This is a genomic window from Methylophaga sp. OBS1 (assembly GCF_026319365.1).
This window is the reverse complement of record NZ_JAPDMS010000003.1, coordinates 249,335-266,787: the sequence shown is the minus strand read 5'-3', so window position 1 is coordinate 266,787 and position 17,453 is coordinate 249,335. Positions and strand designations below refer to the sequence as shown.

The 17,453-nt window shown below is 53.6% G+C and carries 13 protein-coding genes; 3 read left to right on the top strand and 10 right to left on the bottom strand.

Annotation, left to right across the window (positions count from 1 at the left end):
- Complete coding sequence (locus OMQ46_RS10590) at positions 1-2,709, top strand: cation-transporting P-type ATPase (RefSeq protein WP_266236820.1); 2,709 nt, start codon at positions 1-3, stop codon at positions 2,707-2,709.
- 45 nt (positions 2,710-2,754) lie between these two features.
- Here OMQ46_RS10590 and zwf read toward each other — a convergent pair whose 3' ends face one another.
- Positions 2,755-4,221, bottom strand: a complete 1,467-nt coding sequence (gene zwf, locus OMQ46_RS10585; protein WP_266236819.1) for a glucose-6-phosphate dehydrogenase — start codon at positions 4,219-4,221, stop codon at positions 2,755-2,757.
- A gap of 79 nt (positions 4,222-4,300) precedes the next feature.
- Here zwf and glgA point away from each other — a divergent pair, with 79 nt between their 5' ends.
- The gene (glgA, locus tag OMQ46_RS10580) at positions 4,301-5,764 is read left to right on the top strand and encodes a glycogen synthase GlgA (protein ID WP_266236818.1); all 1,464 of its coding nucleotides are present in this window, start codon (positions 4,301-4,303) and stop codon (positions 5,762-5,764) included.
- A 3-nt stretch (positions 5,765-5,767) separates the two neighbouring features.
- Positions 5,768-8,611, top strand: coding sequence for a phosphoenolpyruvate carboxylase (gene ppc / locus OMQ46_RS10575; protein WP_266236817.1), 2,844 nt, complete (start codon positions 5,768-5,770; stop codon positions 8,609-8,611).
- A 789-nt stretch (positions 8,612-9,400) separates the two neighbouring features.
- Here ppc and OMQ46_RS10570 read toward each other — a convergent pair.
- The 9 genes from OMQ46_RS10570 to trxA form a co-directional block, all read right to left on the bottom strand.
- A complete protein-coding gene (locus OMQ46_RS10570) occupies positions 9,401-9,931 on the bottom strand; it encodes a paraquat-inducible protein A (RefSeq protein WP_266236816.1) in 531 nt (176 codons plus the stop codon).
- The gene (locus tag OMQ46_RS10565; protein ID WP_266236814.1) at positions 9,924-11,129 is read right to left on the bottom strand and encodes a DEAD/DEAH box helicase; all 1,206 of its coding nucleotides are present in this window, start codon (positions 11,127-11,129) and stop codon (positions 9,924-9,926) included. The genes OMQ46_RS10570 and OMQ46_RS10565 overlap by 8 nt, the downstream gene beginning before the upstream one ends.
- Positions 11,126-11,998, bottom strand: a complete 873-nt coding sequence (locus OMQ46_RS10560; RefSeq protein WP_266236812.1) for an SMP-30/gluconolactonase/LRE family protein — start codon at positions 11,996-11,998, stop codon at positions 11,126-11,128. Before OMQ46_RS10560 ends, OMQ46_RS10565 begins: the two co-directional genes overlap by 4 nt.
- Positions 11,999-12,052: 54 nt before the next feature.
- Entirely contained in the window at positions 12,053-12,919 is an 867-nt protein-coding gene (locus OMQ46_RS10555; RefSeq protein ID WP_266236811.1) for a DMT family transporter, read from the bottom strand.
- Positions 12,920-12,925: 6 nt separating this feature from the next.
- Positions 12,926-13,435 carry a DUF411 domain-containing protein gene (locus OMQ46_RS10550; RefSeq protein WP_266236810.1) on the bottom strand — a complete coding sequence of 170 codons (510 nt, stop codon included), beginning with the start codon at positions 13,433-13,435 and terminating at the stop codon, positions 12,926-12,928.
- Entirely contained in the window at positions 13,432-13,683 is a 252-nt protein-coding gene (locus OMQ46_RS10545; protein ID WP_266236809.1) for a hypothetical protein, read from the bottom strand. The genes OMQ46_RS10550 and OMQ46_RS10545 overlap by 4 nt, the downstream gene beginning before the upstream one ends.
- Positions 13,683-14,786: a TRAP transporter substrate-binding protein gene (locus OMQ46_RS10540; protein WP_266236807.1), complete on the bottom strand. Its 1,104-nt coding sequence runs from the start codon at positions 14,784-14,786 to the stop codon at positions 13,683-13,685. Before OMQ46_RS10540 ends, OMQ46_RS10545 begins: the two co-directional genes overlap by 1 nt.
- Before the next feature lie 10 nt (positions 14,787-14,796).
- Positions 14,797-16,968, bottom strand: coding sequence for a DNA helicase II (gene uvrD, locus OMQ46_RS10535; protein ID WP_266236806.1), 2,172 nt, complete (start codon positions 16,966-16,968; stop codon positions 14,797-14,799).
- A gap of 150 nt (positions 16,969-17,118) precedes the next feature.
- Positions 17,119-17,445: a thioredoxin TrxA gene (trxA, locus tag OMQ46_RS10530; protein ID WP_266236804.1), complete on the bottom strand. Its 327-nt coding sequence runs from the start codon at positions 17,443-17,445 to the stop codon at positions 17,119-17,121.
- Between the last annotated feature and the right edge of the window lie 8 nt (positions 17,446-17,453).

The window sequence follows — 17,453 nt, the reverse complement described above, 5'->3', positions numbered from 1 at the left end:
ATGGCACATCTTCAGCCCCCACATGCCGATATAACGTCGTCCAGACAAATGGCCTGGCATGCATTGGATGTGGCTGAAGTCCTGCAGCGTCTGGATACTGATGAACAGGGCCTGTCGGCGGCGCAGGCTGACGAGCGCCTGACCCGCTTCGGCCCTAACCGTCTCCCCGAGGGCGTTCGTCGCGGCCTGTGGCAGCGATTCCTGGCGCAGTGTAACAACGTACTTATCTATGTGCTGATTGCTGCTGCCATCATTGTTTTTCTGCTTGGTCACTGGGTGGACGGCATCGTCATCACGGCGGTGGTGTTGATTAATGCCCTGATTGGCATGGTTCAGGAAGGTAAGGCGGAAGATGCGATTGCTGCGCTGGGTAAGATGCTCACCGCCAATGCCGTAGTCAAACGCGATAGCAGTAAAACCACTTTAAAAGCCGACCAGCTTGTGCCCGGTGATATTGTATTTCTGCAGGCGGGTGACAAGGTGCCGGCGGATTTGAGGCTGCTGAAAGCAAAAAACCTGCAACTGCAGGAAGCGGTATTGACCGGTGAGTCAATGCCGGTAGATAAAACCGCCGAGACGATGGCTGAATCCACACAACTTGCCGATCGCCAGTGCATGCTTTATTCCGGCACCCTGGTCACTTTCGGTCAGGCCTGCGGCGTAGTGGTCGCGACCGGGGCAGATACCGAGTTGGGCCGAATCAGCAGCCTGCTTTCAGAAGTACAGGAAATCACCACGCCGCTGCTCAGGCAAATCGCCTTATTCAGTCGACAGCTCAGCATCATGATCGTGCTGATTGCGGTGCTGACCATGCTGGTGGGTATCCTCGTTCATCAATTTTCCTTGAGCAGCATGTTCATGGCGGCGGTCAGTGTGGCTGTGGCGGCGATTCCGGAAGGTTTGCCGGCCATCATGACCATTACCCTCGCCATCGGTGTGCAGAAAATGGCAAGCAAAAAAGCCATCATCCGCAGTCTGCCGGCGGTGGAAACACTGGGATCGGTCACTGTTATCTGCACCGATAAAACCGGCACTCTGACCCGCAATGAAATGACGGTCACCGAAATGCTGACCGCCGCCGGACAGGATTATCAAGTCACTGGCAGTGGTTATGACCCGCATGGCGATGTTCGGCAGGGCGATAAAACGGTCGAGGTCGAATCAGACTCAGCACTGCAACAGCTGATCAGAGCTGGTCTGTTATGTAACGATGCCCGTCTGATATTCAAGGATGAGCGCTGGCAGTGTGAAGGCGACCCCACTGAAGGCGCGCTGCTCAGTCTGGCTGCCAAAGCCGGTTTTGAAAGCGATTATGAAGAAGAGGCGCAGCCCAGACTGGACGTGATTCCTTTCGAGTCAGTGCATCAATTCATGGCCACACTGCATCATGATCATCAGGGCCGCCATTTCTGTTATCTCAAAGGTGCGCCGGAACGGGTGCTGGAAATGTGTCGCTATCAGCATCATGGAGATGAGCTGGATCTGGCGCACTGGCAGCAGCAGGTCAAGCTACTGGCATCTAAAGGCCAGCGCGTGCTGGCTTTGGCGAGCCTGGATTTTGAGGGGCAGAAGACTGAACTCGATTTTGATGATGTCCAGCAGGGGCTGACGCTGCTCGGGCTGGTAGCGATGATGGACCCGCCGCGGGAGGATGCAGTACAGGCAGTCAGACTGTGTCAGGATGCCGGCATTGAAATCAAAATGATCACGGGGGACCACAGTGATACCGCCGCCGCCATAGCAGAAAGAATGGGCATGACCTCAGCGGTCATCAGCGGCAGAGACATAGAAGAACTGGATGACGCTGCCTTACAACAGGTGGTCAGAGACAAGTCCGTGTTTGCCAGAGCGACGCCGGAACACAAACTCAAACTGGTCAAAGCCCTGCAGGAGAATGACGAAGTGGTGGCGATGACCGGTGATGGCGTCAATGATGCGCCGGCATTGAAGCGTGCCGATATCGGCACGGCCATGGGCCGCAACGGCACTGAAGTTGCCCGCGACGCTTCGGATATGGTGCTGGCGGATGATAATTTTGCTTCCATCGTGGATGCGGTCGAGGAAGGACGCACGGTTTACGATAACCTGACCAAGGCGATTCTGTTTATCCTGCCCACCAGTGCCGGCGAAGCTTTGATTATCATTGCAGCGATTGTGATGGGGGTCATGCTGCCGATAACGCCGGTGCAAATCCTCTGGGTCAATATGATAACTGCGGTCACTTTGGGACTGGCACTGGCTTTTGAACCTGCCGAGCCAGGCCTGATGGCACGCAGGCCGCGGGCAAGGCAGACGCCCTTACTGACGATGGACCTTATCCGCCGTATTGTTTTTGTGTCGGTGGTCATGATGCTGGGCAGCTTTGCTCTTTTTGTGTTGCATATCGACTCCGGCCACAGTCTGGAAGCTGCCCGCACCGTGACGGTGAACACACTGGTCATGTTTGAGGTGTTTTATCTGTTTAATACCCGCTTTCTGACTGCACCGGTGCTTAACAAGGCAGGCCTGCTGGGCAACCGGATTGCGCTGCTGGCGGTGGCGGTGTTGCTGGTCTTCCAGTTGGGCTTTACTTACCTGCCAGCCATGCATTTCCTGTTCGGCAGCGCCGCCATTGATGCGCACAGCTGGCTGCAAATCGTGCTGGTTGCCTCGGTCATTTTGTGGCTGGTAGAGCTGGAAAAATGGCTCAGGAGAAAACAACAGGCATAAAAAAGCCGGCGGTTAGCCGGCTTTTTTGTTTCAGTCGGTTTGCACTCAGACGTTATTACGCCAGACGTGACAGGAATCATCCTGAATACGGCTGACTTCTTCCGGACCCCAGGTACCAGCCGGGTAGGTGTGAATAAAGTCTTTGTCCTTGGCCCATTTGTTGAGAACCGGATCCACGACTTTCCAGGCCAGATTCACTTCATCGGAACGCAGGAACAAAGAACGGTCACCCTGGATTGCATCCAGGATCAGCGCTTCATAAGCATCCAGACGGTGCTTGGTTTCGTCTGATTCGACGGTTTCCAGTGCCACGGTGTGATTTTTCAGTTCCAGACCGGGTTGCTTGGCCTGGAGTTCGATACGCAGGGTGTTGTCTGGCTGCAGACCCATCACGATCCAGTTGGCGTGACTGTCACCGATCTTGGTGTCTTTAAACAGCTCCTGCGGCGGCTTCTTGAAGCGAATCGCGATCATGGCTTTGGATTCCGGCATACACTTACCGGTACGCAGGTAGAATGGGACACCGCGCCAGCGCCAGTTATCAATGTAAACCTTCATTGCGGCATAGGTTTCAGTGACACTGTCATTAGGCACTTCTTCATCTTCCAGGTAGCCGGGTTCAGGTTTGCCGTTGACTTCACCGGCGGCATACTGGCCGCGGAAAGCGTGCTGATCGACGATGTCTTCGGTGATAGGGCGGATCGCTTTCAGTACTTTCACTTTCTCATCGCGCAGTGACTCGTCATCCAGATCGGCTGGGGGTTCCATCGCGACCAGGGCCATGACCTGCATCAAATGGCTTTGAATCATGTCACGCAGCGCACCGGAATCATTATAGTAGCCGGCACGGCCACCCACACCCTGTTGTTCGGCGTGAGTAATCTGAACATGATCGATGTAGTTGCGGTTCCACAATGGTTCCAGCAGCAGGTTGGCAAAACGGAATACAAAAATGTTCTGAACCGTACCTTTACCCAGGTAATGGTCGATGCGGTAAGTCTGCTCTTCGGTGAAGTTTTTGCGCAGCACGCCTTCCAGTTCTTCGGCACTTTTCTGGTCGAAACCGAAAGGTTTTTCAACCACCAGGTGACGCCAGCCGTCCTCTTCTTTGTTCATGCCGACAGCGGCCAGTTGATCACCCACTACGCCGAACAGCGCCGGGCTGATTGAGAGGTAGAAGACGATGTTTTGCGGAAAGCCGTTTTCCTTGGTAATCAGCTTTTTCAGTTCGTGGTAGCTGAAAGCATCATTGATATCGCATTTGAAGTAGTGAACGCGATCCAGAAACTTGTTCAGGGTGGCATCATCGACACCATCCCGCGCTTTGGGAGAGACAAACTCGACAACCTGTTGTTTCCAGTCTTCCTGTGCCGCTTCGCGACGACCCATGCAGATGATGCGGGTATCGTCGGTCAGTCTGTTCTCTGCATCGAGGTGATACAGAGCCGGTAACAATTTTTTCTTAGATAAGTCGCCGGTGGCGCCAAAAATAACAATTGTACAAGATTGCATGATTTCTCCCGTTGCAGGCTATAACTCAGCCTTTGACCGTATATAATTTGCAGAATTGTACAATTTTTGGGAGATTCGCGTGCGAAAAATTCTATTTGCCAGTAGCGAGGTGCACCCGCTGATGAAGACAGGCGGCCTGGCCGACGTCTCTGCCAGCCTGCCGATCGCCCTGCAGGAACATGGTCAGGATGTGCGCATCATCATGCCCGCCTACCGTCAGTGCCTCAAACAACTGGAACAAATAGAAAAGGTCACTTCGATTAAACTGGATGGCTATCATCTGCCGGTCGATATTCTCGCGACCACCCTGCCAGACAGCGAAGTCACGTTGTGGCTGTTGCACTCACCATTTCATTATGACCGTGATGGCGGTCCTTACAGCCAACCTGGCGGCGGTGACTGGCATGATAATGCGGCGCGCTTTGCGCTGTTATCGCGTGCTGCAGCCGCGATTGCGATGAATGAAGCGGGCCTTAACTGGCAACCCGATATCCTTCATTGTAATGACTGGCAGACTGGACTTGCTCCCGCCTTGATAGCAGACAGAAAAAATCGCCCGCAAACTGTTTTTACCATTCACAATCTGGCCTATCAGGGGTTGTTCTCCTATGAGGCTTTCCAGGCGCTGGATTTGCCTGACAGCCTCTGGCATATGGAAGGCATGGAGTTTTATGGCCTGATGTCGTTTATGAAGGGCGGACTGATTTACTCCGATCAGATCACCACTGTCAGCCCCACTTATGCAGAAGAAATCTGCACTGATGAATTTGGTTACGGCCTTGAGGGTTTACTGGCTCATCGCCGCGATCAGGGACGACTGAGCGGCATTCTCAACGGTATTGATTACCAAATCTGGAATCCGGAAACAGATCCCTTCATCGCCAGACGTTTTTCGGTCAATCAACTGCGCAACAAGGCGCAGAACAAGGTTGCCCTGCAAAAACAGTTTTTCCTGCCCGAGACCAAAAATGCGCTGTTGATTGGCCTGATCAGTCGACTGGTATCGCAAAAAGGGATCGATCTTGCCATTGCCGCGATGAGTCGCCTGCTGGAGGCGGGAAAAGATGTGCAACTGGTTTGTCTCGGCAGTGGTGAGACGGGTTTTGAGCAGGATTTGCGGGTACTGCGGGCGAAGTACCCGGACCGGGTTGCTGTGACGATAGGTTACGATGAAGCGCTGTCGCATGAAATCGAAGCCGGGGCTGATGTGTTTCTGATGCCGTCGCGTTTCGAGCCCTGCGGCCTCAATCAGATGTATAGCCTGCGTTACGGTACCTTGCCGATCGTGCGCAACACCGGTGGCCTGGCTGACACCGTGGTTGACGCCAGTGAAGAAAACCGCAAAGCTGGTATAGCCAACGGTTTCTGTTTTGATGAAGCCTCGGTCACGGCGCTGGAACAAGCGCTGCTGCGGGCTGTCGCATTGTTCGCCAGGCCGCGGATCTGGCGCAGTATGATGCTCGTTGCGATGCAGCACGACTTCAGCTGGGAAAACAGCGCCAACACCTATATTGATCTCTACCACCATATTGCGAATCGGTAATCTATGACTGACTATCAGCCTGTACTCAGTACAGTCGACAAACTCTCTTTGCTCAGCGACAAGGAACTGCGCCAGCATGTCCGTTTTCTCGGCCATATCCTGGGCGAGGTGATTGATGAACGCGCTGGACGGGAAGTTTACGAGACCGTGGAACGGTTACGTAAAGGTTTTATCAACCTGCGTAAGGATGACAACGCCGGTTTGCGCACCGAACTGCTCGGCTTCCTCAACACACTGGATGAAACCACATTGCGGGAAGTGATTCGCGCTTTCAGTATGTACTTCAGCCTGCTCAACACGGCGGAAGAGGCTTTTAATTATCACAACCGGATGACGCAACTGCGTAACGGTGGCGACCTGTGGGAAGGTTCCTACCTGGATACGCTACGTCAGTTCAAACAGGCGGGTGTGTCGCTGGCCCAGTTACAGCCATTGCTTGATTCACTGGTCTATATGCCGGTGTTCACCGCACACCCGACCGAGTCCAAACGCCGCACCGTAATGGAAATTCTGCGCCGTATCTTCCTGCTGGACGAACAGCTGACCAACGAACCGCTCACTGCTTTTGACGAGGAGCGCACTCGCAAGGAAATCAAAAGACAAATACAGCTGTTGTGGTCAACTGACGAAGTGCGGGCGATAAAGCCCACCGTGCGCGATGAAATTAAAAACGGCCTGTATTACTTCAATGTCAGTCTGTTCGACGCAGTGCCACGCACTTACCGTAATCTGGAAAATGCGATTCGTCGTGTTTACAGCGACGAGATAGAAGCCGGCCAGGCTTTCAAAGTGCCGGGCTTTGTGAAGTTCGGCTCCTGGATTGGCGGTGACCGCGATGGCAATCCGTTTGTCACCGCCGAAACCACTGAAATGGCGATTCAATTGCAAAAGCGCACCGTGATACGTCGCTATCTGGAGGATGTCACCAAGCTCAGTTATATCCTGACCCACTCCCAGCCTTTATGCTGGATCAGTGATGCACTGGCAGAAGACATCGCCGAGTCGGAAAAGCGTTATGCCGGCGCTTTCCGTGCCAAGCCGGATCGGTTTCTGAATGAGCCTTACCGCCGCAAGCTCTACATGATGCGTCACCGGCTGGAAGACAATCTGCGCCTGCTGCAGCAGTATTTCCGTCCGGATCTGGAGCCGACCGCACTGGGTCTGGCCTATGCCAATGAAGATGAGCTGCTTGCCGATCTGAATCTGATTTATGATTCGCTGGTGGAAAATGGCGACAGGGAGCTGGCCGGTGCAGAACTCAATGATTTGATCCGTCTGGTCGAAACTTTCGGCTTTTATCTTTATCACCTCGACATCCGCCAGGAATCAACCCGTCACAGCGAGACCCTGGCCGAGGTCCTGGCAGCGACGGACCTTGAACAGGACTACCTGCAACTGGATGAGGCAGGGCGTCAGCAATTACTGACAGACCTGCTGTCACACTCCAGTCTGCCCGCGCTACCGACACTGGACTCCGATAATCAGGAAGTCCTTAATGTCTTTACATTGATGCGACGGCTGCACAGTGAAGTCAGCAGCAAGGCTTTTGGCAGTTATGTGATTTCCATGACGCATGAGGCCAGCCATATTCTGGAAGTACTGACATTGGCCCGCTTTGCCGGCCTCTGTGGTGTTGATGAGAACGGAGACAGCTTCTGCCACGTCCGTGTCGCACCACTGTTCGAGACGATTGAGGATCTGGGTCATATTGAGCCGGTCATGTCTTCTCTGCTGGAAAACCCGGTTTACCGGCGTCTGCTGTCAGATTCGGGCAATCTGCAGGAAGTGATGCTGGGCTATTCCGACTCCTGTAAAGACGGCGGTATTCTCGCTTCCGGCTGGAACCTGTTTCACGCGCAGAAAAAAATCACCCGGTTGACTCAACAACATGAAGTCGAATGCCGGATGTTTCATGGTCGTGGCGGCACTATTGGTCGTGGGGGTGGCCCGACCCATGATGCCATTTTGTCGCAGCCGATGGGTACGGTGCATGGTCAGATTAAATTCACCGAGCAGGGTGAGGTACTGTCGTTCAAATACGGTAATGTTGAGACGGCAGCCTACGAACTGGGCATGGGTGTGTCCGGGTTAATGAAAGCCTCCCGCAGCCTGGTCACTGAAATCGGCCAGGTGGAACCGGCTTATCTCGACATCATGCATAAGCTGACTCAAACCGGTGAGGCCAGCTATCGTAAACTCACTGAGAATACACCGGGCTTTCTGGATTATTTCTACGAAGTCTGCCCGGTCACCGAGATCGGCATGATGAATATCGGCTCGCGGCCATCCCACCGCAAACCCGGTGACCGTTCCAAATCCTCGGTGCGTGCTATCGGCTGGGTGTTTTCCTGGGCACAGTCCCGGCACACACTGCCGGCCTGGTATGGGATCGGTAGTGCACTGGAAGCCTGGCATCAGGGCGATGAAGACAAGATTGCGATTTTGCGGCAGATGGTCAGACAGTGGCCGTTTTTCCGCGCTTTGCTCAGCAATACCCAGATGTCATTGTCCAAGGCCGATATGAGTATCGCCCGCCGTTACGCTGCCCTCTGCGAAGATGCTTTCCAGGGTCAGCAGGTGTTTGAACTGATTGCGGCGGAATACCACAAGACGGTTAAACAGGTACTGCTGGTGGTGGAAGCGGATTCTTTGCTAGCTGAACTGCCTTCTCTGAAAAGCTCGCTGCGACGGCGCGAACCTTATCTGGATCCGATTAACTATATGCAGATTCTGTTATTGCAGCGTTATCGCGATAGTGCTCAGTCAGAAGACGATCGTCAGCGCTGGCTGGATCCATTATTACGGACGATTAGTGCGATTTCGGCGGGGATGCGCAATACCGGGTAAGTCTTAGTATCTGCCCGGACTTTGCAATCCGTCATTGCGAGGCCGTTAGGCCGCGGCAATCTCCTGGAACTGGGTTTCTTAATTGGAGTTGGGAGAGCTGCCGCTGGGCGTTCATTTATTTTGCTCGCCCAAAATAAACGAACCAAACAAAAGGCGCCCCAATGCGCTGGCCTGCGGCTTCACTCGTCATTCTCTTTATTCAGGCGGTCGGCTAAAACTCGCTACGCTCAAACACTAGCCGCCCTCAGACCTGAATAAAGAGCATTCCTCGTCAGCACAAACGGGGGATGCAGGGAATATTAAATACAACACTTTCATTGGCGATACTTTAGAGGAAATCAAAATACTTCAGCATGTCGAATCATGCTCCGATTCACTTATCCACTTATGTGCTGACGAGTAGCGCAGGTTTATCTGGATAAGGATTGAGCAGTGTCTGATTCGTGGCATCCCTGCCACTCACCCTTCGGGCTCCTCTGGCGTCCAAATTTGTTCCAGACAAATTTGTGAGCGTAGCGAGTTTTGCTCAATTCCCAGATAAACTGAGCAACGCAGTGAAGCCGGGGGCCAGCACATTGGGGCGCCCAGGGGTTGTTAGGGAAATGGGCGCGCACAAAATCGTCAGGAACGATTTTGAATTGCGAAGCAACCTGAGCCACAGGGATGTGGCGAATATCTTCCCTGACTCGCCATCAAGGCGAAACCGGCCTCGAAAATTCGCTTAGATATCAGTGCTAGAAGACACATCTGAAATGTGTCTGAAAGAATCGTTTAGTCTAGCTAAAAAGTTCAGACTGAGTTGTTTGAACGAGGATTGAAATCTGAGGGAGCGGACTCCTGTTCCAGAAGCCTGACCGTCGACTGCGTGGTCAACATAATCAATAACACCGCCGCGCCGAAGACATACAAACCCGGATGGATCTGAATACTGGCAATCGCGCCCATCTTGACCGTAACAATCAGCATGGCAACGACCATCACATCCAGCATAGCCCAGCGGCCGTAATCATGCATCAGACCAAGCAGTTTCATCTTAATCGGGTGCGGTTTCTCATCGGATTGCAGCAGCTTGAACAATAAGCCGATTTTGGCGAATGGTATCAGTACACTGAAACAGCCAATCACCATAAACAGGATGTACTGACCGGCTTTCCACAGTTCGATAATGCCGGAAATCACCGAAAACTCGTTGCTGATGACAATAAGCTGGGTGATGGTCAGCATCGGCAGAAACAGTCCGGCGACAAGCAGGCCAGTGCTGATAAGGAGCAGCCAGCGCAGCAGAATCAGCTTGTGGTGAGAACTCAGCTTGTCAGGCACGATCTTTCTTGGCGATATAACGCGGTTTGTCTTTGTCCTTGCTCTTTTTCTTATTGTGTTTGGCTTTGGGGGCGAGACCTTTCATCTTACGGACAGGTAAAGCCTGACCAATGTGGTGTTCCACTCGTTGCAGGTTTTTCTGATCATTAGGTTCGACCAGATTGACCGCGTTGCCGGTCTGACCAGCGCGGCCGGTGCGGCCGACACGGTGAATGTAGATATCACCGCGAAACGGGACGTCGTAATTGATGACATGGCTCACTTGTGGCAGATCCAACCCGCGAGAGGCGACATCAGTGGCTACCAAAACCTTGATAGTACCCTGGCGGAATTTGCGGGTGCGTTCACGGCGATCAGCCTGAGAATAATCACCATGTATGGCCTGAGCCGAAATATTCTGTGACTGCAGGTAATCAGTCACTTCCATTGCCCGTTCTTTTTTATTACAGAACACCAGCGCACTTTGACAGTCAGGCAACTGAATTGTCGCCTTGAGCAGGGCGAGCTTGTGCTCTCTGTTGTCAGCCAGGTAGACGCTCTGACTGACCTGCTGGGCATACTGGTTGGCGGCATCAATCTCGATGTGCTGAGCTTCGGGCAGCAGCGCTTTGGCAAACAGCTCAACACCGGCACCAGCCAGTGTCGCGGAAAACAGCGAGGTCTGGAAAGCGGTTTTTATCGCTGCCAGCACGTTGGCAACATCGGGGCCCTGGCCCATATCCAGCATGCGATCCGCTTCGTCAATGACAACATACTCCACCGCGGATAAATCGGCCTGTTCCTGTTCAATCAGTTGTAGCATGCGGCCCGGGGTGGCGATGATAATATTGCAGCCCTGTTGCAGGTAGTCGACCTGCGCCGCTGGTGACTGGCCGCCGGTGATCATCGCAACGCGCGGTGAAATGGCACTGGCCAGACGCTCAATCACATGCTGAGTCTGGAAAGCCAGTTCTCGGGTCGGGGCCAGAATCAGGGCCACGGCACGTTTGCCGTCAGCCGGCTCATCCAGCAGTTTCTGCAATAGCGGCAGCACAAACGCCAGCGTTTTGCCGGTACCGGTCGCGGCGCAGGCCAGCACATCTTCACCAGCCAGCAGGGGCGGAATGGATTGCTGCTGAACCGGTGTCGGGGTGGTAAATCCTTCCGCAGCCAATGCCTCGAGCAGAGGCTGGTCGAGCATCAAGTCATCAAAAGTCATTGATGGGAAATCCTGAATGCCTGTACCTGGTTCTGCATCATCATCGGCACGATAACCAGGTTTTTCTCCGGCATTACCGTGTGATCGGCGCTGCCCTGTTCAAATTCAATCAGCGTTTCACTGTGGCCATTGGGATTGATCAAAAGCAAACGACCATTCATCCAGTCGGTGACCAGATAATTACCCTTGCCATCTGCTTCAATCCCATCCAGGTTGCCGACCGGCGTACCGTCGCCCAGGCTCTGAATTGCTCGGGTTTCCAGAGCAATGATTTTCAGGTGGCCCGGGACTTCGGTGGCAAAGCCGTCGGTCATTTCGCCCCAACTGCCTACAATGAGTTTGTCGCCTTCAACCAGCAGACCGTTGGGTGCTTCCAGTTGTGGATCATCCATCCACAATGAAAACGTTCCGTCAGCCAGACGATAAATCTGGTTGGTCATCATATCGCTGACATACACCCGGCCCTGTTGATCGATGCTGACATCGTTGAGGAATTTTGCCTGTTCGGCAGGGTAGCGTGCGGTGATGCTCTGGCTGTTGATGTCAATAACCACAAGCTCATTGATATCAGCAACATAGAGCAGATCGTCTTTAATCGCGAGCCCTTTAGGCGCATCCAGCCCATCCAGCCAGTAGAGGTCTTTAATTTCTCCCTCATCCGAAAGCTGGCTGATAAAGCCATTACCATCGACGGCATCGGGGGCGCCGTTGACGTTGGAGACATACAAAGCATCACTGCCCGGATGGTAAATGACCGACTCCGGGGCCTGCAGCTCAGTGGTGGTTTTCCAGGCTGGCGTTAATGTCGTGGAAGCATGGGCCAGTGGGCTGCTGAGCACGCTGGCCAGCAAGATGGATAGAAGTTTCATTATTACCTCCCTAATCTAGATAGACGCATCATAACAGGCACCTGCCATCACTGCTCAGACGCTCAATACCATCAGGCTGCCACCAACCATCACCAGGCAGGCGGCAAGCCGTCTCAACACATGTTTTTCATTGAAGATCCGGTAGCCCAGGAATACCTGTAAGACCATGCTGAGTTGAAACAGTGCCAGTGAATAAGCCACCAGTAACTGCGAAAAGACCAGCATAGTCATGTACTGCATCAGAAAAATCAGACAACCCAGATAAACAAAGGGGTAGACCTGATCGCGGGCGAGAGCCAGATCGGCCTTGAAGTTGTCATGCACAAACAGTAACTGGGCGATCCCCGCCAGGGGCAAACCTATCAGGCACCAGAACACGGTGGTAGGCAAAGCACCGCCGGCGACCACCGCATTTTTCAGGGGGAGCGTGCCAATCGAAAACAGCAGTATTGACAGAAAACGAAACTGCACGCCTTTTTGAAAAAAAAGTTGCCAGACACCGCCCTGATGCGATTTTGGGGGGAACAGAAAGACACTGCCGACCACAATGATGAAGACACCGGCAAAACCCTGCAGACTCGGTACTTCACCCAGAAATAGCAGCGCCAGCAGCATCGAAATGACCACCTTGTAGGCATTCAGCGGGCCGAACACCGACAGGTCGGTTTTCGATAATGACATCACCAGAAACAGGGTGCCGGCCATATCGAGCAGGGCGGCAAAAAAGATATTGATCCAGAATTGGCTGGATAGCTGAAACGGATTAAACGTAAACAGCAGCGGCAGACAGATGACTGCCAGTACCACATAGGATGCAAAAACAATGAAGAAGGGGTGCAGTCCCCGGTGCGTCAGCTGTTTCTGAAAAACATTGGCAAACGCCGAGAACAGCAGGCGTCCCAGCACCACAAGGATTTCCAATGGTGATTACTCCCCGGTGGAAACGCTTTGATATAGCTGATCGGGTCCAACTTCGTAACGGTTGAAAATGCGGAATTGATTGTCTTTGTCGAAAGTCACGACCGTGAAGTCATCCTTCTTGGCGCCCATTTCCATACCGGGTGTCCCGACCGGCATCTCCGGTACTGACAGACCGATGACCGAAGGTTTTTCGAGCAGCAGACGCTTGATATCCTGCGCCGGTACATGACCTTCAATCAGGTAGCCATTGACGACGGCGGTGTGACAGGACCGCATCACGGTCGGTACCCTCTGGCGTGGTGCCATCGCTTCCAGGTTGTGAGTGACCTGATCGTCGACGCTGAAGTCGTGTTTTCGCAGATGCTCAATCCACTTGTGGCAGCACTGGCAGTTCGGGCTGCGATAAACCGTGATTTGAGTCGGCTCGGTGAATGCTTTCCGGACCTTGTCCCATTCACTGTCAGCAGCCAGTGGCAGACTGACCAGCATCATTAAAGCAATTAGATAGTTCTTCATAAGTACTCAACAAAAATGTCTTTATCGCGGCTCTGGCTTTCGACATAGGCCAGTGCGGCCATCACTGCTTTCTCATTAGCGGCATCGGTCTCTTCCGGTAACACATGTACCAAAATACCAGCTTGTTCAAAGTGCCCTAAATCAGACTTATCTTTCAGGCCCGGGTTCAGCCACAGCTCGGCTTGATTAGTGAGGACTTCCTGTTGCGCCTCACGCAGTCCTTCAGCCGTGAAGATAATAAACAGCATTAATTGTTCTCGATCGCGAGATAGGACTTTTCGGAAATGGCGGTCCAGGCATCGTCTTTTTCACGGAAGGCCTGGTAAGCCTCATAAATGCGTTTGAAGTCGGGGTTGGCGGCGGCTTCTTCAGCCAACGTTTCTTCAGTCATCGACTGTAGCCTGGCCAGCACATCGTCCGGGAATCGTTTGATTTCGATATCATCGCGGGCTTGCAGTTCTTTCAGCGCCGATAAGTTTTTCTGTTCCATTTCCGATAGCATCAGCACGTTCTCGGATTCGGCGGCATGCGTGATGATCGCCTGCAGATCCGGTGTCAGGCTGTCCCAGGCACGCTTATTGACGGTGAGTTCGAGTACCGTGCCCGGCTCATGCCAGCCCGGATAGTAATAATGTTTGGCAGCACGATACAGGCCGAGGCGCTGATCATGATAGGGGCCAATCCACTCAGTCGCATCAATCGTGTTGCGTTCCAGTGCTGTATAAACCTCGCTGCCTGCCAGCAGTACCGGGTTACCGCCAGCCTTGGCAAAAACTTTACCGCCGAGACCGGGAATGCGCATTTTCAGACCATTGAGATCATCGACGGAATGGATTTCTTTATTAAACCAGCCCCCCATCTGCACACCGGTGTTACCCAGAGGGAAAGGCACTACGTGAAAAGGCTCATACACTTCACGCCACAGTTCCAGGCCGCCGCCGTGATAAAGCCAGGCGTTCATACCGCGGGGCGTCATGCCAAACGGCACTGTGGAGAAAAACTGGGCTTCCGGCACTTTGCCAGCCCAGTAATAGGCACTGCCATGGCCCATTTCTACTGTGCCCTGTGATACCGCATCAAAAGTCTGCAGGGCTGGAATCAATTCACCGCCAGCATAGACCTTGATGTTAATGCGGCCATTAGACATCGCCTTTACATGCTCGGCAAAGCGCTCCGCACCCTCCTGCAGGACAGGGAAACCGGGTGGCCAGGTGGTCACCATTTTCCAGTTATAGGTTTTACTGTTGTCGATCGCCGTTGTTGTGCCGGCCTCATCTTCCGGGCCACAGGCAGTTAATAGCAATGCCAGCAGACCCGGCAGCAGATAACGCAGAAAAGCAGGCTTCGACATGGTTGTTTCCTTATAAGACATCTAACTTAGCATACGCCAGCACCAGCCATTTGCTGCCGGCATGTTTGAAATTGACCTGTACCCTAGCATTTTTACCAGCACCTTCGGTATCAATGACTGTGCCAGGCCCAAATTTCTGATGCATCACCTGCTGGCCGGTTCTGAGGCCGGCTTCACTCAGTTCAGCGCCGGCGGCATTACTGATGGTTTTCAGGCCGGGGGTAATGCGGTTACTGCGTGCTCTGACTTCCTCGATGCATTCCATCGGTAGTTCAGCGAGAAACCTTGACGGTCGCTGAATCAGTTCCTGTCCGTAAAGGAAGCGCTGTTCGGTATAGAGCAGATAGAGCGTCTCGCGGGCACGCGTCATGCCCACATAACAGAGCCGCCTCTCTTCGGCGAGCCGCAATGGGTCATCACTGGATTTCTGCCCCGGGAACAGGCCCTCTTCCATGCCCACCATGAAGACCACGGGAAATTCCAGGCCCTTTGCGGAGTGCAAGGTCATCAACTGCACACAGTCTTCCCAGCGATCACCCTGGTTTTCACCGGCTTCCAGTGCAGCATGGGCGAGGAAGGCATCCAACTCGGTGAGATTTTGCTCTTCCTCATCCTGGGGCCGGACAAACTGGCGGGTGGCGCTGATTAATTCATCCAGGTTTTCGATACGGCCCTGACCTTTTTCACTCTTGTCTTTGGCAAAGTGTTGCCGCAGACCGGATTCGTCAATCACCAACTGGGTGAGTTCATGCAGTGGCATATCCGGTTGTTCCGGTGTCAGCGAGTCTATCAGGGTCAAAAAGGCGGCCAGCGCATTGCCGGCGCGGGCAGAAAAAGCCTTGGCCTCCAGCATTTCCAGCGCACTGTGCCACATCGACAGATCACGCTCCCGGGCGTACTGACGTAATTGGGTCAGGGTGGCAGCACCGATGCCACGGGTCGGGGTATTCACAACTCGCTCAAAAGCGGCGTCATCCTGACGGTTGGCAATCAGACGCAGATAAGAGAGCACATCCTTGATTTCAGCGCGCTCGAAAAAGCGTAATCCGCCATAGACCCGATAGGGCATGGCGACTTGTAGAAGGGCTTCCTCAATCACCCTTGACTGGGCATTGGAACGGTAGAGCACGGCACAGTCACTGCGACGGCCGCCATCATCGACCCATTTCTGCACCTGACCGACCAGGTAGGAAGCTTCATCACGTTCGTTGAAGGCGTTGTAGATCTGGATCGGACAGCCATCGTCGTCTTCGGTCCAGAGTTCTTTGCCCAGCCGTTCGCTGTTATTGGCGATGACGGCATTGGCGGCTTTCAGAATGTTGCCGGTGGAGCGGTAATTCTGTTCGAGCCGAATGGTGGTCGCGCCGTGGTAATCCTTGTCAAACTGCTGAATATTCTCAATACGTGCACCGCGCCAGCCGTAAATCGACTGATCATCATCTCCCACGATGAACATCTTGCCACTGTCGCCGGCCAATAATCTCAGCCAGGCATATTGCAGGGTGTTGGTGTCCTGAAACTCGTCGACCAGGATCTGGCTGAAACGCTGCTGATACTGTGCCAGTATATCGGCGCGCTTGAGCCAGAGTTCATGACAGCGCAGCAGAATTTCAGCAAAATCAATGACGCCGGCACGCTGGCAGGCTTCTTCATAGGCCTTGTAGATGGCCAGCATTTTCTGGGAATAGGGATCGTGTCCGGCCTGGATATCCTTGGCCCGCAGGCCTTCGTCTTTCTGGGCATTGATATACCACTGTGCCTGCTTGGGCGGCCACTGGGCTTCATCCAGTTCCATGGCGCGGATGATGCGCTTGAGCATGCGCAGTTGATCGTCGCTGTCGAGGATCTGAAAGCTTTGCGGCAAACCGGCATCTTTCCAGTGTGCCCGCAAAAGGCGATGCGCCAGGCCATGGAAAGTGCCAACCCACATGCCGCCGGGCGGATAACCCAGCATGTCTTCAATACGTCCACGCATTTCCGCAGCCGCTTTATTGGTGAAGGTGACGGCCAGAATATTGGCCGGTGAGAATCCTTCAGCCTGAATTAGCCAGGCAACACGGTGCACCAACACGCGGGTTTTACCGCTGCCGGCACCGGCCAGAATACGGGCATGGCCCAAAGGGGCGGCCACCGCTTCACGCTGAGGTTTATTCAGATCATTGAGTAGCTCGGAAACATCCATTCTTTGATTTGCACTGGCTTTTGTATGAGGCCGTTGCCGGATTGGCAGACGGGCACGACGGTATCACAGACTGGCGCAGACAAGCGGGGGTTCCGCGCGGCATAGGCTGCAGGGCAGCCCCACACCCGCAGGTGTGGGGAAGGGACATCATTACAGATTGCTGTCCAGGAATGCGGCCAACTGGGACTTGGTCAGCGCGCCCACTTTGGTAGCTTCCACTTCACCATCCTTGAACAGCATCAGAGTCGGGATACCACGGATACCATAACGCGGCGGTGTGTCCTGATTTTCGTCAATGTTCAGTTTGCACACTTTCAGTTTGCCGGCATATTCACCGCCGATTTCTTCCAGCACAGGTGCAATCATTTTGCAGGGACCACACCATTCTGCCCAGTAGTCAACCAAGACAGGAATGTCGGACTGTAGTACTTGGCTGTCAAAGTCGCCATCGGTCACGTTGGTGACGTTATCGCTCATGTTTCATC

What these genes read in the sequence shown, in the direction of transcription:
- OMQ46_RS10590 (WP_266236820.1), top strand. Translation starts at nt 1, where the DNA reads ATGGCACATCTTCAGCCCCCACATGCCGATATAACGTCGTCCAGACAA.
- zwf (WP_266236819.1), bottom strand. Translation starts at nt 4,221, where the DNA reads ATGCAATCTTGTACAATTGTTATTTTTGGCGCCACCGGCGACTTATCT.
- ppc (WP_266236817.1), top strand. Translation starts at nt 5,768, where the DNA reads ATGACTGACTATCAGCCTGTACTCAGTACAGTCGACAAACTCTCTTTG.
- OMQ46_RS10565 (WP_266236814.1), bottom strand. Translation starts at nt 11,129, where the DNA reads ATGACTTTTGATGACTTGATGCTCGACCAGCCTCTGCTCGAGGCATTG.
- OMQ46_RS10560 (WP_266236812.1), bottom strand. Translation starts at nt 11,998, where the DNA reads ATGAAACTTCTATCCATCTTGCTGGCCAGCGTGCTCAGCAGCCCACTG.
- OMQ46_RS10550 (WP_266236810.1), bottom strand. Translation starts at nt 13,435, where the DNA reads ATGAAGAACTATCTAATTGCTTTAATGATGCTGGTCAGTCTGCCACTG.
- OMQ46_RS10545 (WP_266236809.1), bottom strand. Translation starts at nt 13,683, where the DNA reads ATGCTGTTTATTATCTTCACGGCTGAAGGACTGCGTGAGGCGCAACAG.
- OMQ46_RS10540 (WP_266236807.1), bottom strand. Translation starts at nt 14,786, where the DNA reads ATGTCGAAGCCTGCTTTTCTGCGTTATCTGCTGCCGGGTCTGCTGGCA.
- uvrD (WP_266236806.1), bottom strand. Translation starts at nt 16,968, where the DNA reads ATGGATGTTTCCGAGCTACTCAATGATCTGAATAAACCTCAGCGTGAA.
- trxA (WP_266236804.1), bottom strand. Translation starts at nt 17,445, where the DNA reads ATGAGCGATAACGTCACCAACGTGACCGATGGCGACTTTGACAGCCAA.